Origin of the sequence: Micromonospora fulviviridis (assembly GCF_014648395.1) — a bacterium.
Lineage (GTDB): Bacteria > Actinomycetota > Actinomycetes > Mycobacteriales > Micromonosporaceae > Micromonospora > Micromonospora fulviviridis.
The window spans coordinates 234,843-249,779 of record NZ_BMRA01000003.1; the positions used below are offsets into that span (position 1 = coordinate 234,843).

The window sequence follows — 14,937 nt, forward strand, 5'->3', positions numbered from 1 at the left end:
CCGCCCCGCCGCCCGCCGCGTAGGGCGCGCCGGCACCTCGGTGCCGATGGGCCCTGGCCGGAAGGGCGTCCCCCGCCTGGTAGCTTGCCGAGCCGGCACGGGAGGCGTGGATGGACGATCGGGTGTACGTCGGCAACGCGGCGGTGGACGGGGCGACCGACGCGGGCTGGCTGCTGGGCCACTTCAAGCCGCTCGGCGACGTCCGGCACAGCACCGAGGTCGAGGTGAAGTGGGGTGTGCACCCGGCGGGGGAGACCCGCTCGCAGTGGGCCACCGGCGAGCGGCGTACCGCCCTGCTGGTGCTGATCAGCGGCGCCTTCCGGATCGAGCTGCCGGACCGCACCGTGGTGCTGCGCGCCCCCGGCGACTACGTGGTCTGGGGCCGGGGCGTGGACCACTCCTGGTACGCCGAGCGCGAGTCGGTGGTGCTCACCGTGCGCTGGCCGTCGGTTCCCGGCTACCGGGTGGATCCGCCCGTCCTGCGTTGACCCTTCGGAGCGTACCGGGCCGTCCCAGCATGCGGAATTACCTACTAAACCTATAGGGTTTAAAGCCTATAGTGAGGGGGCACGCGCCGCCCGTACCGTGAGGACGCCCCGCCGATGACCAGCTCCGACCCGTCCGACCTGCTCGCCGTCGCCGCCCGCTGGGCCGACCCGACCCGCTGGCCCGTGCCGCTGCGCTTCGACCGCGCCGAGCGGTGGTACGCGCGGCTCGCCGCCGACGACGAGCACGAGGTGTGGGCCCTGAGCTGGCTCCCCGGGCAGGGCACCGACCTGCACGACCACGGCGGCTCCTCGGGCGCCTTCCTGGTCGTCGCCGGCACCCTCGTCGAGGAGACGGTCGGCGGCGGCCGGTTGCGCCCGCACCGGCTCACCGCCGGCGCCGGCCGGCGCTTCGGCCCCCGCCACGTCCACGTGGTCACCAACCGGGGTGACCAGCCGGCGGTCAGCGTGCACGTCTACCGGCCCGCGCTGCGCCGGATGACCCGCTACCGCCTCGTCGCCGGGCAGATCCTGGTCGCCGAGGTGGCCGAGGCCGGCCTCGCCTGGTGAACCGGCCCCCACACCCGTCCCCGACACCCGCCGCACGGAAGGACGCCACGATGGCGCAGCCCCCCACCCGCACCGAGAGCTGTCCGGTCCCGCCGCCCGGCTCGCGGAGCATCGACGAGATCCTCGCCGCCGCCCGCGCCCGGCTGCGCCGGCTCGACCCCGAGCAGGCCCACCTGGCGGTCCGGGGCGGGGCGCTGCTGGTGGACATCCGGCCGGCCGGCCAGCGCGCCGCGCACGGCACCGTGCCGGGCGCGCTCGCCGTCGAGCGCAACGTCCTGGAGTGGCGCTTCGACCCGCGCTGCGCCGCCCGGCTGCCGCAGGCCGTCGACTACGACGTGCCGGTGATCGTCCTCTGCCAGGAGGGCTACACGTCCTCGCTGGCCGCCGCCGCACTCCAGGACCTCGGCCTGCACCGGGCCACCGACGTGGCGGGCGGCTTCGCCGCCTGGCGCATCGCCGGCCTGCCCACGCTCGGCCCCACCCCGCCGCTCCGACCCTCGTCCGCCGCGCCCCCGGTCACCGCCGGCCGGGCGCCCCGCTGACCGCCCCGCCGCACCCGGTGGGGCGGGGCGATCGCCCGCACAGGAGGCTCCCATGTCCGTCGTCGCCATCACCTCCCGTCCCGCCCGGCCGGGCCGCCCCGACTGGGCGGCCCCGCCCCGGCCGCGTACCGCACCGACCCTGACCATCACCCTCGACCTGGGCGCCGGCGCCCTGACGCCCGGCCTGGCCCGGCTGGTCGACCTGCTGGACGAACTCGCCGCCTCCGGCGAGGGGCTGCTCCGGCCCGAGGAGCACCGGGCCGCCCGCGCGGTGCTCGACCCGCGCCGCGTCGCCGCGCCGCCGGAGCCACCCGCGCCGCCCGCCGCGGCCGAGGAGCCCGGCACGGTACGCATCCTGACCGGCACCCGCCGGGTCCGTCACGACGGCGTCGAGGTGCCCCTCACCCGGATCGAGTACGACCTGCTGCTCTTCCTCGCCGAACATCCCCGGCGGGTGTTCACCCGGCGGCAACTTCTCGCCAACGTCTGGGGCTACGAGCACGCCGTGGCCCGCACCGTGGACGTCCACGTGCGCCGGCTGCGGGCCAAGCTCGGGGTCGACACGCCGCTGGTGACCACCGTGTACGGCGTCGGCTACCGGCTCGCCGACGAGGCCCGGATCGTGGTGGACGGCGAGCGCTGAGGCCGCCTCGGCCGGCGCGCGGCGCACCCGGATCCCGGGTGCGCCGCGTTCACGTTCGCGCGCGGACGGGCTAGCACCGGCCATTGTGAACCGGGCGGGGACCCCCCGTACCGGGTCAACCCGGCGCTCTGCTGTAATCAACGGGCCTCGTACGCAGAGCGAGCACGCGGCTGCGATGTGTTCGCCAATTGTCACATTCATGCAACGCAGCCGCCCCTTGACCCTCGCACAGGCGCCGGGAAGCATCGATGAAGCGGCGTCCCGGGCCGTGGGGAGATACCCGGACCAGCCAAGGAGGACCATGTCGGTCAGCCCCGCCTCGTCGCGCGCCGGATGGCATACGTCCCAACCCGCGGTTCCGGGTCGTCCCCCCGGCGGCCAGCGTCGCCCGGCCAGCACCCCGGCGCCCGTGCTCACGGTGACCCTGAACATCCCGCTGGCCTGCGAGGAGTCGCTCACCCCGGCCGCCCGCCGGCTCCTGGACGCGGCGCGTGAGCTGCTCGAACGCGGCGACGCCGTGATCAGCACCGGTGCCGTCCCGACGGAGCGCCGCCCCGACCCGGCGCCGCCCGGCCGCTCCCCGGGGCGCCCGCTCGCGCCGACGATCCCCACCCTGCACATCCTGGCCGCGTCCCGGTCCGTGCTCCGCGACGGCGAGCCGCTGCCGCTGACCCGGCTGGAGTTCGACCTGCTGCTGCACCTCGTCGCCCATCCCCGCCGGGTGTTCACCCGCCTGCAACTTCTCAATGCTGTCTGGGGCTACGAGCACGCCGGCGTCCGCACCGTCGACGTGCACGTGCGCCGGCTGCGCGGCAAGGTCGGGGTGGACGTCCCGCTCGTCACCACGGTCTACGGCGTCGGCTACCGGCTCGCCGACGACGCCCGGGTCACCATCGACCGCACGGGCTGACGCCCGGGTCCGGCCGCCACGAGCCGATCCTCCACCGGACGGAGCCCCGACCGCCCGGCGGATCGCGTGGTGAGCCGTCCCGCCCGCGACCTCGCGCCGCTGCGTCCCCGACGAGCCGGACCGGCCCCGCCACGTCGACCGGGGCCGGGCAGGATGGTCGGATGCGCGTCCGCCCCATCACGCCCGAGCTGCTCGTCACCGAGCTGGCCGACCGGCTCGCCGGCATCTCCGTGCCCGGCCGGCTGCGGGTGGCCGTGGACGGGCCGCCGGCCGCCGAGCCGGACGCCCTCGCCGCCGCCCTGGTCGACCCGCTGCGCGCCGCCGGCCGCCCGGTGCTGCACGTCCGGACCGCCGACTTCCTCCGGCCGGCCTCGATCCGCCTCGAGCACGGCCGGACCAACCCCGACGCGTACTACGAGGGCTGGGTCGACGAGGCCGGCCTGCGGCGGGAGGTGCTCGACCCGGCCGGCCCGGACGGCTCGGGACGGCTGCTCCCGTCGCTCTGGGACGCCGCCGCCGACCGGGCCAGCCGCGCCCCGTACGTCGACCTGCCGCCCGGCGGGGTGGTCCTGGTCAGCGGCGCGCTGCTGCTCGGCGGCGGCCTGCCGTTCGACGTCGCCGTCCACCTGGTGCTCTCCCCGGCGGCCCTGGACCGCCGGACCGACCCGGAGCTGCGCTGGACCCTGCCGGCCTTCGCCCGGTACGCCGACGAGGTCGCCCCGGCCTCCTTCGCCGACGTGGTGGTCCGGGCCGACGACCCCCGGCACCCCGCCCTGGTCGAGGGCGGCTGACCGGACGTATCACCCTCATCCGGACGACCAATGCCGGACCGGCAGGGACGGGCACGGTCCGAGCGGCACAACCGCGCACGAACGGCCACGAAGAACACGGAAATCCCCGGTTTGATCCGCGGAGCGGGCGGGTAATCGCCCGGCTCACAAGGCACGGGTGATCTCGCCCGGGCATCCATCGGACCACGTTCCGGGGCGCTCGCCGCCCCGGAACGGTATGAGGCCCCAGGAAAGGCAGGCAGCGATGCTCGTCCACGACACGACAGCCACGGGCCGCTCCCAGGCGGAGGTCGACCAGATCCGGCAGTCCCTGAAGTCGCGGTACGACGAGCTGACCGCGGAGTACGAGCAGGCCGTGCTGCAGAGCCAGGTGCTCCGGCTGGTCGAGGTCGGCGACACCGCCGGTGACGACCAGGCCGACAGCGGCACGAAGACCGCCGAGCGGGACACCGCGCAGTCCCTGCTGCGCACCATCCTGGACCGGCGCGCCCAGTTCGAGCACGCCCTCACCCGGCTGGAGGAGGGCACCTACGGCTTCTGCGAGGGCTGCTCCGCGCCGATCCCCGTGGAGCGGCTGGAGATCTTCCCGTCCGCCACCTCCTGCGTGACCTGCAAGCAGACCCGGGAGCGGCGGGCGGCCTGAGCGCCCGGGTTGCCGGTCGGTCCCGGTAGCGGTGGACTCGCCAGATGGGTGACATCAAGGTGGGCACCGCCTCCTGGACCGACCCGACCCTGCTCGACTCCGGCTGGTACCCGGCGAGCGCCGACACCCCGGAGAAGCGGCTGTCCTGGTACGCCCGGCAGTTCCCGCTCGTCGAGGTGGACGCCACCTACTACTCGCCGCCCGCCGAGCGGACCGCGCGGCTCTGGGTGGAGCGCACCCCGCCCGGCTTCACCTTCAACATCAAGGCGTTCAGCCTGCTGACCGGGCACCCGACCCGGGTGTCCGCGCTCTACAAGGACCTGCGCCCGGAGACGGAGAAGAAGAACCTCTACCCGGACGACCTGCCGGCGCAGGCGTACGAGGAGGTCTGGACCCGGTTCCTGTCCGCCCTCGACCCGCTGGTCGAGGCCGGCAAGCTGGGCGCCATCCTGTTCCAGTTCCCGCCCTGGTTCACCATCCGGCGGGACAACAAGCAGTACCTGCTCGAGGTGGCACGGCGGTGCGACCCGCTGCGCCCGGTCTTCGAGTTCCGGCACGCCTCCTGGTTCGACGGCGACAACGCCGAGGAGACGCTGGGGTTCCTGCGCCAGCACGAACTGCCGTTCGTCTGCGTGGACATGCCGCAGGGGCACAAGTCCTCCGTACCCCCGGTGCTGGCAGCCACCGCGGACCTCGCGATGGTCCGCTTCCACGGCCACAGCGACAAGTGGACCAGCAAGGACATCCACGAGAAGTTCGGCTACGACTACTCGAAACGGGAGCTGCGCGACTGGGCGCCCAAGCTGCGCGAGCTGGCCGGCGAGGCCGAGCGGACCCACGTGCTCATGAACAACTGCTACCGCGACTACGCCCAGCGCAACGCCACCACCCTGGCGGGCCTGCTCGACGCCGGCTGAGGGTTCACCCGGCCCGGGTGAGGCCGCCTCACCCGATGCGCCAGCAGCATGGACGGTGTGCGCGGTCCGTCGACCGACACGACCGCGCGGCCGAGGAGGAGGTGGGTCATGACGGTGCGGGTCGTAGCGGATCGTCGCCGCGGCGGGGTGCTGCACGTGGTCGGTAGGTCCGACCTGCCCCGGCGGGGCGGGCGGCCCGGTCGGTTCAGCCCGACCCGGCTCTGGCGGGGGCCCAGTGGGCCGCCGGGACGCACCGACGACCGACGCTGGGAAACCGACGCACGGGGGTGGGCAGATGGCTGAGCAGATGATTTCCGCGTTCGAGTCCTCGCTGGACAAGACGAATGTGATGCTCAAGGAGATCGAGTCGGCGTACGGCTGGCCGAAGGAGTGCCGCAACCAGTCCTACGCGGCGATGCGTACGGTGCTGCACCTGCTGCGGGACCGGATGCCGGTGGGGCAGAGTGTCGAGTTCGCCCAACAGTTGCCGGTGCTGCTGCGGGGCGTCTACTTCGACGGCTGGCAGCCGGAGAACGTGCCGATCAAGTTGAACCGCGAAGACTTCCTCTACGAGGCCCGCCAGGGCTTCCCGTACGACGTGGAGGGCGGTACCGAGCGGGTGGTGCAGGTGGTGCTGGACACCCTGCGCAAGCACGTGACGCAGGGCGAATGGGAAGACGTCAAGTCGTCGATGCCGAAGGACCTGGGTCGGATGATCCCGTGACCACACCGCTCCCGGCCCGTTCCGCCGACGTGGCGGGGCGGGCCGGCGGCGTCCGGGTGACCGGCAGGCCGGCTCGCCGGGCCAGCCCGGCGAAGGCCACGGCGTCGACGATGGCCGCGCCGCCGGGGTCGTTGTTGAAGTAGACGTACGCCGGCTCGCCGGCCGGGAAGGCGGTGGCCAGCCGGCGTACCCAGGTGGCCAGCGCGGCCCGACCGTAGCGTGGCCGGGGCCGGGCCCGACCCTCGTGCAGCCGCAGGTAGCCGAAGTCGGTGGTGCGCCACAGCGGGGTGACCGGGCGGCTCAGCCGGTCCGCCCAGACCAGCGCCGCCCGGTGGCGCTCCAGGACGCGCCGGGTGTCGTCGGTCCACCAGGACGGGTGCCGGGGCTCGACCGCCACCCGCACCTCGGCGGGGAACAGCCGCAGCGTCGCGTCCAGGGCCGCCGGGTCGGCCCGCATGGTGGGCGGGAGTTGCACCAGCACCGGGCCCAGCCGGTCGCCCAGGCCGGTGGCCCGGTCCAGGAAGCGGGCGACCGGCTCGGCCGGCTCCCGCAGCCGCTTCACGTGCGTGAGGTAGCGGCTCATCTTCACCGCCACGCAGAAGTCGTCGGGCGTGCGGTCCCGCCAGGCCACGAAGGTGTCCCGCTCGGGCAGCCGGTAGAAGGCGTTGTTCACCTCGACGGTGGCGAACCGGGCGGCGAAGTGCTCCAGCCAGAGCCGCTGCGGCAGCTTCGCCGGGTAGAAGCGCTCGCGCCAGTCCCGGTACTGCCAGCCCGACGTGCCGACCAGGATCATCGCGGCCGCCTAGGCGAGGTCGATCCGGAAGACCTCGAAGGCGGCGCCGTATCGGACGCCCAGCCGGCTGCCGGCCGGCCGGGCCAGTCCCTCGAGAAACTCCTCGGCGTCGAAACCGCCGTCGCCGAGCCCGCTCAGGTAGGCCCCGTGCGCCCGCAGCGACGCCACCCCGCGGTCGAAGCTGGCGGTCACGTCCACCCCGTGCCGGGCCTGCGGGGAGCCGGCCGCCCACACCTCGCGGACCCGGGACCACGGCTGCACCCCGTCGGTGAGCTGCTCCGGGAAGATCCACCGGTTGCCGGCGTCGCGGACCGCGTCCAGCGTGGCCCGGCCGCAGGCGATGTGGTCGGCCTGGTTGAGCGCGTACGCCCCGTCCCAGGTGTCCCGGAAGTTGTTGGTGAGCACGATGTCCGGCCGGTGCCGGCGCACCACCGCGGCGATCTCGCGGCGCAGCGCCACGCCGTACTCCAGAAGCCCGTCGGGGAGGCCGAGGAACTCCACGGTGTCCACCCCGACCACGGCGGCGGAGGCCCGCTGCTCCTCCTCCCGCAGCACCCGGCTGCGCTCCGGCGGCATCCCGTCGATGCCCGCCTCGCCGCTGGTGAGCAGGCAGTAGACGACCTGCTTGCCCTGCCCGGTCCAGCGGGCCACCGCGGCGGCCGCGCCGAACTCCAGGTCGTCCGGGTGGGCCACTACGGCGAGCGCCCGCTGCCAGTCCTCGGCCAGCGGCGTCAACGGCTCCGGCTGCCCCACGGCCACCCCCTTCCGTGCTCCCTCTCCGCCATCCTGGCACCGGACGCGGCCGCCCGCCGCCCGGCGACCCCCGCGGACCGCGGCTCCCGCGGCGCCCACCGCCGCCAGCGGCGTGCGCTGTCCACGGCGTGACCTGCCGCGACGGGTGACCCGCGCCGGTGGCCGGCGAACCGTCCGTGCGGTCCGGCCTGGGCGTCTACGGTGTGGTTAGAGGAGATCGGGCGTGGGGTACCACCCGCTGCACACGGACCCCGACGACGGGGCGGCACACCGAGGGAGCACCCATGGCACTCAACGACGACGACATGCAGACCACCAGCGGCGGCGGTGCCGAGGGCCCGGCCGACGGTGGCGCGACCCCGGGCCAGCAGGACGGTGGCGCCGACGGCGGTGCCGACCGGGGCGCGGAGCGTGGCGCCGACCAGGGCGCCGACCAGGGTGCGGAGGGTCCGGCCGACGGTGGCGCGACCCCGGGCCAGCAGGACGGTGGCGCGGACGGCGGCGCGGAGGGCCCGGCCGACGGCGGTGCGACCCCCGGCCAGCGCGACGGCGGCGCCGACGGCAGCGCCTCCTGACGATCGCCATGACGCACATCGACCCGCCGGGTGGCCACGGCCGCCCGGCGGTTCCGTCTTCCGCGACCGAGGCCCTGGCGCGCTGCGTGGCCGTCGAGCCGGCCAAGTTCGCCGCCGACCACTGGGGGCGCAGCCCGCTGCTGTCCCGGGCCGCCGAGCTGCCCAACCCGGCCGGCTTCACCGACCTGCTCAGCCCCGCCGACGCCGACGAGCTGCTCAGCCGGCGCGGCCTGCGTACCCCGTTCCTGCGGGTCGCCAAGGACGGCCAGCTGGTGCCGGCGGCGCGGTACACCGGCGGCGGCGGCGCGGGCGCCGAGATCGACGACCAGGTCCTCGACGAGAAGATCCTGGCCCTGTACGCCGACGGCGCCACCCTGGTCCTCCAGGGCCTGCACCGGACCTGGCCGGCGCTTGTCGACTTCGCCCGCGACCTGGGCGCCGCGCTGGCCCAGCCGTTGCAGGTGAACGCCTACCTGACCCCGGCCGGCAGCCAGGGCTTCGCCACCCACTACGACACCCACGACGTGTTCGTGCTCCAGGTCGACGGGCGCAAGCACTGGCGGATCCACCCTCCGGTGCTGCCCGACCCGCTGGAGAAGCAGCCCTGGGGCGGCCGGGCCGACGAGGTCTCGGCCACCGCCGAGGGCCGGCCCGCGCTGGACGTGGTGCTCGAACCCGGCGACGCGCTCTACCTGCCGCGCGGCTGGCTGCACAGCGCCCAGGCGCAGGAGTCCAGCTCGCTGCACCTGACCGTCGGCATCCGGGCGCTGACCCGGTACGCCCTGGTCGAGGAGCTGCTGGCGCTCGCCGCCGAGGACGCCCGGCTGCGCGCCGGGCTGCCGTTCGGCGTCGACGTGGCCGACCCGGACGCCATCGAGCCGGAGCTGACCGAGACGGTCGAGGCGCTGCGCGACTGGCTGCTGCGGGCCGACCCTGCCGCGGTGGCCGCGCGGCTGCGCGCCCGGGCCTGGCCGGCCGCCCGCCCGGCGCCGATCCGCCCCCTCGCCCAGGCCGCCGCCCTGGCCACGCTCGACGCGGACAGCCGGGTCGCGCCCCGCGCCGGCCTGCGCTGGCAGCTCACCCCGGCCGGGGACGGCAAGGTGGCGCTGCGCCTGTTCGACCGCACCGTCACCCTGCCCGGCACCTGCGAGCCGGCACTTCGCGCGCTGCTCGCCGGCGAGGTAACCCGGATCGGCGACCTACCGGGCCTCGACGACGACGCCGACCGCCTGGTCCTGGCCCGCCGCCTCCTGAAGGAAGCCGTCCTCACCCCTGCCTGACCGCCTCCCCGCCTCCCCGCCTCCCCGCCTGGCCCCTGGCCACCTGTCCCCGACGATCATGAAGTTGGCGGTGCCGCCGACGGCGTGTCGCGCGGCCAACTTCATGATCACCGGGGCAAGGACTGCCCGGCCCGGCCCGGCCCCGCCCGGGTGGGGTCGGGGTGGGTGGTCAGCGGGTGAAGGTGAGGGCCAGGAGGAGGGCGGTGGTCGCCAGGCCGGCGGCCGCGACCAGGAGGATCGGGCGGGGGGTCAGCAGGGCGTGGCGGCGGTCGGCGAGCAGGCGGGCCGGCGCCAGCCCGACCAGCGGGCCGAGCAGCGTCACCACCAGCGCCAGCACCGGCATGCCGACGGCCAGGTCCCCGCCGGAGCCGGCGCCCAGCGCCCGTGCCCCCTCACCCAGCGCGTACGCCACCAGCGCGCCGCCGATCCCGCAGCCGACCAGCAGCGGGTTCGCCGAGCTGGGCAGCTCGCCCGGCTGGCGGGTGCGCTCCAGCAGCTCGCGTACCCCGCGCAGCAGCGGCACCGGGTCGCCGGTGGCGTCGCGGGCCGGCCCGGGCGGGTCGCCCAGCCGCCGGCCGCCCGCGCCGATCCGGGCCCGGAGCTGCCCCCACAGGTGGGTGGCCTCGGCGTCCACCCGCTCCACCATCCGCTGCGCCTCGGCCACCTCCGCCTCGGCCCGCCGCACCTGCTCGGTGGCGTCGGCCACCGCCCGGTCGGCGGCGGCGACCTGCTGGGCGTACCAGCTGTGCGCCTCGTCGCGCTGGGCGGCCACCCGGGCGGTCAGGTCGGCGAGGCGGCGGATGTGGGCGGCGTACGTCTCACTGGAGACCGGTGCGTTCATCGGGACGGACCATAAGGGATGATCACCTGTCCGGTGCGGTGCACCGCCCGGTCGAAGTAGAGGCCCCGCCACGGGCGGGGGTACCAGTCCGGCCCGCCGGTGCCCGGGTAGAGCGAGGAGCCCAGCTCCGCGCCTTGCACGTCGAGCGCCACCCAGGCGCCGATCTGGTCGGTGCGCGCCGCCGGCCCGCCCAGGTCGACCCGCATCCGGGCCACCCCGCGCCACCAGGCCAGCACGTGGGTACGCCGTTCCGGCCCGTCGTGCAGGATCCGGCGCAGCTGCTCCAGCCCGGTCCGCCGGCCAGCCTTCCCGGCGAGCTGCCCGGCCGCCGCGTCGACCGCGTAGAGCAGCAGGAAGTGCGGGGTCTGCGGGGTGCCCGGGGCGCCGAGCGCGTCGCCCACCTCGGCCATCAGCTCGGGCACCGTCTCCTCGTCGTACCAGGCGGCGTCGTCGGCCAGGTCCTCGTAGAGGGCGCGGGCGGCCGGGTCGGCGTCCGGGTCGAGGCAGGCGATGGAGAACCGGGCGGTGCCGGGGCGGTACTGCCGGGCGAGGGAGCGGGCGGCGGCGTCGAGCACCGCGCACGCCTCGTCGACCCGGGTGCCGAGCACGGCCAGGTTCCGCCCGGGGGCGCGGTGCAGCCGCAGCGCCGCCGAGCGGGCCTGCACGTCGATGATCTCGCCGAGCAGCGCGACGGGGCTGCGCGGCACGCCCTGTTCGGGGGCGGTCAGCGCGCGGATGTCGGGCGCCTCGGCCAGCCTCGGGATCGCGTCGCCGTCGAAGAGCCGGGCCGGGGCGGCGTCCTGCGGGCGCATCCGCCACAGCCGGTGCTGGAGTTCGCTCCACGTCTCCCAGTCGCCCGCGAGGGGGATGCGGGCCACCTCGTTCCCCTCGGCCAGGCCGGACTCGGCGTTGACCACGGCGTGGTGCCGGGGCAGCGACTGCGCGGCGTCGTTGCGCTCGGCCAGGATCCGCAGCGCCTTGGGCAGCGCGATACGCAGGGTGAACTGGGCGACCAGGGCGGGCCGTCCCCACAGCGCCTCGATGCCGCGTACGTCCTGCGAGGCGAGCACGAGGTGGATGCCCTGCGACCGGCCCCGCCGGGCCAGGTCCTCCAGCAGGTCGGCGGCCTCCCGGGCGACGACGTCCCGGCCGGCGAGCAGCGCCTGGAACTCGTCGACCACCGCCACGATCCGCGGCCAGTGCCCGGTCGGGTCCACCGCGCGCAGCTCGGCCAGCTTGGTGACCTCGTGCTTCTTCGCCGCGTCGGCCCGGCGGCGCAGCTCCTCGGCGAGGAAGCGCAGCAGCGCGAGCCCGAACTCCCGGTCGGTGTTCACGTTGATCCCGACCAGCCGCATGTGCGGCAGCCAGCTCGGGTCCCGCCGGCCCTGGGCGAACCGGGCGAAGGACACCCCCTCCTTGAAGTCGAGCAGATAGAACTCCAGCTCGGCGGGGGAGTAGCGGGCGGCGAGCGCGCCGATCCAGGCGAAGATCAGGTTGGTCTTGCCGGTGCCGGACGGGCCGCCGATGAGTGCGTGCGGCGGGTAGTCGCCGAGGGTGAGCAGCACCGGCCGCCCGTGCGGGCCCTCGCCGATCGGCGCGCTGAGCCCGTGCGCCGAGTCCTCCCGCCAGTACTCGCCGGGCGGGGGGAGCAGGTCGGTGAAGGGCGCCGGCGGCGGGCCGGCGTTGACCCGGGAGGCCACCTCCCGGCAGGTCTCGGTGACCAGCCCGGCCGGCGGCGGGGCGTCGAGCACCACCGGCAGGCCGCCGATCCGGGCGTCGTCGGGGTCGACCACCACCCGGGTGACGGTCGGGCCGTCCGGCAGGTCGATGCCGCGGACCACCAGGTGCACCCCGCAGGCCGCCCCGGTGCGCACCACCCGGTCCAGCTGGCCGCGCTCGTGCCGGGACAGCTCGTCGCCGCCGAGCAGCACCGCCACCCGCCACGGCTCCGGCCGGCGGCCCGTCGCGGCGGCCAGCTCGCGCAGGGACGCGTACTCGCCGGCCAGCACGGTCTCGTTGATCCGACGGATCTGCTCCACCAGGTCGTCCAGCAGCCGGCCCAGGCCACCCGGGCCGACGAAGGTGAGCAGCCCGGCGGTGCCGAGCGGCGCGAACCCGGCCAGCCCGCCGCCCAGGTGCTCCGGGTCGTACCCGAAGAGCCGGACGGCGCCGGGGTCGGCCCGGCCGACCGAGCGCAGCAGCAGCGCGGGCACCACGGCGGCGACGCCCTCCCGGTCACTGCCGGCGAGGTGCACGTGCCCGGCGTCGAGCAGCGGGACCAGCGCGGGCACCGGCTCGGCGCCGGGGATGCGTACCGTGCCGATCCGGACGGCGCCGGGTGGCTCGGCCCGGCCGGCGGGCGTGGCGCGCCAGCGGTCCCACGGCGCGGACGCCGCGCCCGGGGCCTCCCGAACGGCCGCGGCGGCGGCGCGACGGGCCAGCTCGGCGATCCGGGCGGCGTGCCGGGCGTCGATCTCGGCGAGCCGGCGGTCCCGTGCCGCGCCCACCCGCTCCGGTACGGCCGCGGCGGCGCGCCGCACCCGGGCCAGCCGGTCCCGGCCGGCGGCCAGCTCGTCCTCGGCGGCGGCGAGCCGGTTCCGGGTGGCGCCCAGGGCCTCGGAGAGCATCCCCCGGACCCGCGTCACCAGTTGCGCGCGGACGTCAGCCACGGGACGGCTCCCGGTCGTCGGTGTCCTTGGGCAGGTCCCGGCCGAGCCGGTCGAGCAGCACCCCGGTGACCACCCCGGCGGTGACCGCCGGGTCGGCGGCGTGCGGCTGCTCCTGGTCGTCGGCGCGGCGCGGCGGAGGCATCCGGCAGACCCGGGTGAGCAGGGTGTCCAGCACCGGCGGGGGCAGCCCGGGCAGCAGGTCGCGGACCCGCCCGTCCAGCTCCCGGCGCAGCCGGCCCAGATCGTCGGCGCGCGGCGGGTGACCGAGCAGCTCGCCGGCCAGGCCGCGCAGCATGGGCGGGGCGATCGCGGCCAGCCCCAGCCCGACGTCGGCGTGCGCCCGGCGCAGCTCGCGGTGCAGCCGGTCCCGGTCGCCGGAGCGGATCCCGGTCACCACCCGGCGCAGCAGCTCGCGGGAGTCCTCGACCCGCTCGTCCGGCTCGTCCGGGGCGCCCTCCCGGCCGCCGGTCAGCTCCGCCACCCGCACCGCCCACCAGCGCCGTACGGCCGGCTGCTCGTCCCGGTCGGGCGCGGCCCCCGGCGCCGGTGGCGCCACCTCGCCGCGGGCCGGGTCGTGCCTCGGCCGGCGGTCGGCGGCCGGCGGCGCGGGCGCCCCGTCGGCGGCCAGCCCGATCGCGGCCAGGTACGCCGACAGCTGCTCCTGCGCCACCCGCAGCGCGTACCCGGCCGTCTCGGCGTGCTCGGTCGCGGCGGAGAGCTCCGGCACCCCCATGGGGTTGGCCGACTCCTGGCGCACCCAGCGCAGCCGTTCGGTGGCCTGGCCGAACTTCTGCAGCGCGGCGGCGAGCTGCGCCAGCGGCAGCTCCTCGGCGGCCGCGCGGACCTGCGCGCCGATGTCCTCGACGATGGACACGACCGGCCCTCAGAGGGTGGCGACGTAGAGCTGTGCCTGCTCGACCGCCACCAGCGTGGCGGCGAGACACTCCTCCAGCTCCTGGCTGGCCTGGGTCAGCGAGGCCTGGGCCGCCTCGACGGTCTCGTGGCCGCTGCCCTCCAGGGCTCCGGCGAGGGTCTGCTGCGCCTCGGCCAGCTTCTCGCCGGCCGCCTGCACGGCTGTCTGCCCGTCTCCTATCTGCTGGAGAGCGACATCGATCGCTGCCTTCAGCTCGGCGACGCTCGCCACGGGGGACCTCCTGGGGGCGGGGGAGATCTCCATTACAACCCATCCCGGCGGGTGGGCGAACATCCGCCCTCGCGGCGTTCCTGCCCGGGTGTCCGATTACCGCCCTGACGTGCGTAAAGGCGCTTGACGGCGGCACCCGCGAGTCCCGCCGCCGGATCCTCCGGTCCTGTGCACGGGACGCGTGCCGGGGACCGGTCAGCGGGGCAGCCGGCGCGGGCCGTACACCTCGGCCCCGAGCGCGCCCACCCGGGCCCGCAGCTCCCGGTCGGCGGTGACCACCGCCCGGCGGCGCTCCGGCGCGGCCGCGACCAGTTCGACGATGGCGTCGTCGCCGGACCCGGGCGCGGACACCACGGCCACCCCGGGCACCGCCGGGACGTTCCGGGCCGCGCCCTCCACCACCAGCACCACCTCCACGGGCGGCGGCAGCTCCGGCGGTACGCCCGCCTCGGCGAGCGGCACCAGCGCGTCCCGCAGCCGGGCGGCCGCCCCGGCCCGGTCCCGCCACCAGCCGTCCGGCCGCGAACCGACCACGTTCGCGCCGTCGACGATCAGCAGCGGCGGGTTCTCCATGACCCCAGCGTGCCATCCTCGCCGCGTTTGTCGCGCCGACCGCCGGGTAGCCACCGCCGACCGTGCCGCGCCTTGTCGCGCCCC

At 76.2% G+C, this 14,937-nt stretch carries 18 protein-coding genes; 11 read left to right on the plus strand and 7 right to left on the minus strand.

The window, feature by feature from the left end; all coding sequences use genetic code 11:
* The first annotated feature begins 110 nt into the window (after nt 1-110).
* The 9 genes from IEY96_RS09595 to IEY96_RS09635 all read left to right on the plus strand — a co-directional run bounded on the left by IEY96_RS09595 (nt 111) and on the right by IEY96_RS09635 (nt 6,225).
* Nucleotides 111-488, plus strand: coding sequence for a cupin domain-containing protein (locus IEY96_RS09595; protein WP_189194455.1), 378 nt, complete (start codon nt 111-113; stop codon nt 486-488).
* A gap of 114 nt (nt 489-602) precedes the next feature.
* Entirely contained in the window at nt 603-1,055 is a 453-nt protein-coding gene (locus IEY96_RS09600; RefSeq protein ID WP_189194456.1) for a cysteine dioxygenase, read from the plus strand.
* A gap of 50 nt (nt 1,056-1,105) precedes the next feature.
* On the plus strand, nt 1,106-1,597 hold the full coding sequence (locus IEY96_RS09605) for a rhodanese-like domain-containing protein (RefSeq protein WP_189194457.1): 492 nt from the start codon (nt 1,106-1,108) through the stop codon (nt 1,595-1,597).
* Between the two features lie 52 nt (nt 1,598-1,649).
* Nucleotides 1,650-2,240 carry a winged helix-turn-helix domain-containing protein gene (locus IEY96_RS09610; RefSeq protein ID WP_189194458.1) on the plus strand — a complete coding sequence of 197 codons (591 nt, stop codon included), beginning with the start codon at nt 1,650-1,652 and terminating at the stop codon, nt 2,238-2,240.
* Nucleotides 2,241-2,541: 301 nt separating this feature from the next.
* Nucleotides 2,542-3,150, plus strand: coding sequence for a winged helix-turn-helix domain-containing protein (locus IEY96_RS09615; RefSeq protein WP_189194459.1), 609 nt, complete (start codon nt 2,542-2,544; stop codon nt 3,148-3,150).
* Nucleotides 3,151-3,311: 161 nt separating this feature from the next.
* Nucleotides 3,312-3,941, plus strand: a complete 630-nt coding sequence (locus IEY96_RS09620) for a nucleoside/nucleotide kinase family protein (RefSeq protein ID WP_189194460.1) — start codon at nt 3,312-3,314, stop codon at nt 3,939-3,941.
* 244 nt (nt 3,942-4,185) lie between these two features.
* Nucleotides 4,186-4,584 carry a TraR/DksA family transcriptional regulator gene (locus IEY96_RS09625; protein ID WP_189194461.1) on the plus strand — a complete coding sequence of 133 codons (399 nt, stop codon included), beginning with the start codon at nt 4,186-4,188 and terminating at the stop codon, nt 4,582-4,584.
* 44 nt (nt 4,585-4,628) lie between these two features.
* Nucleotides 4,629-5,501, plus strand: coding sequence for a DUF72 domain-containing protein (locus tag IEY96_RS09630; RefSeq protein ID WP_189194462.1), 873 nt, complete (start codon nt 4,629-4,631; stop codon nt 5,499-5,501).
* A gap of 295 nt (nt 5,502-5,796) precedes the next feature.
* On the plus strand, nt 5,797-6,225 hold the full coding sequence (locus tag IEY96_RS09635; protein WP_189194463.1) for a DUF2267 domain-containing protein: 429 nt from the start codon (nt 5,797-5,799) through the stop codon (nt 6,223-6,225).
* Here IEY96_RS09635 and IEY96_RS09640 read toward each other — a convergent pair.
* Nucleotides 6,182-7,018 (minus strand): DUF72 domain-containing protein, encoded by an 837-nt coding sequence (locus IEY96_RS09640; RefSeq protein ID WP_189194464.1) that lies wholly within the window; start codon nt 7,016-7,018, stop codon nt 6,182-6,184. The two genes, IEY96_RS09635 and IEY96_RS09640, sit on opposite strands and share 44 nt — an antisense overlap.
* A gap of 9 nt (nt 7,019-7,027) precedes the next feature.
* A complete protein-coding gene (locus IEY96_RS09645) occupies nt 7,028-7,771 on the minus strand; it encodes a PIG-L deacetylase family protein (RefSeq protein ID WP_189194465.1) in 744 nt (247 codons plus the stop codon).
* A gap of 284 nt (nt 7,772-8,055) precedes the next feature.
* Between IEY96_RS09645 and IEY96_RS09650 the strand changes: the two genes are divergently transcribed.
* Both IEY96_RS09650 and IEY96_RS09655 read left to right on the plus strand, forming a co-directional pair.
* Nucleotides 8,056-8,346: a hypothetical protein gene (locus IEY96_RS09650; protein ID WP_091308928.1), complete on the plus strand. Its 291-nt coding sequence runs from the start codon at nt 8,056-8,058 to the stop codon at nt 8,344-8,346.
* Between the two features lie 8 nt (nt 8,347-8,354).
* On the plus strand, nt 8,355-9,626 hold the full coding sequence (locus tag IEY96_RS09655) for a cupin domain-containing protein (RefSeq protein ID WP_189194466.1): 1,272 nt from the start codon (nt 8,355-8,357) through the stop codon (nt 9,624-9,626).
* Nucleotides 9,627-9,795: 169 nt separating this feature from the next.
* On the opposite strand, the gene IEY96_RS09660 is transcribed toward IEY96_RS09655, so the two are convergent.
* The 5 genes from IEY96_RS09660 to IEY96_RS09680 form a co-directional block, all read right to left on the minus strand.
* A complete protein-coding gene (locus IEY96_RS09660) occupies nt 9,796-10,467 on the minus strand; it encodes a hypothetical protein (RefSeq protein WP_189194467.1) in 672 nt (223 codons plus the stop codon).
* Complete coding sequence (locus IEY96_RS09665; RefSeq protein ID WP_189194468.1) at nt 10,464-13,136, minus strand: FtsK/SpoIIIE domain-containing protein; 2,673 nt, start codon at nt 13,134-13,136, stop codon at nt 10,464-10,466. The genes IEY96_RS09660 and IEY96_RS09665 overlap by 4 nt, the downstream gene beginning before the upstream one ends.
* Complete coding sequence (locus IEY96_RS09670) at nt 13,129-14,010, minus strand: hypothetical protein (RefSeq protein WP_189194469.1); 882 nt, start codon at nt 14,008-14,010, stop codon at nt 13,129-13,131. The genes IEY96_RS09665 and IEY96_RS09670 overlap by 8 nt, the downstream gene beginning before the upstream one ends.
* 9 nt (nt 14,011-14,019) lie before the next feature.
* A complete protein-coding gene (locus tag IEY96_RS09675) occupies nt 14,020-14,280 on the minus strand; it encodes a hypothetical protein (RefSeq protein WP_030504016.1) in 261 nt (86 codons plus the stop codon).
* A 195-nt stretch (nt 14,281-14,475) separates the two neighbouring features.
* On the minus strand, nt 14,476-14,853 hold the full coding sequence (locus IEY96_RS09680) for a hypothetical protein (protein ID WP_189194470.1): 378 nt from the start codon (nt 14,851-14,853) through the stop codon (nt 14,476-14,478).
* Between the last annotated feature and the right edge of the window lie 84 nt (nt 14,854-14,937).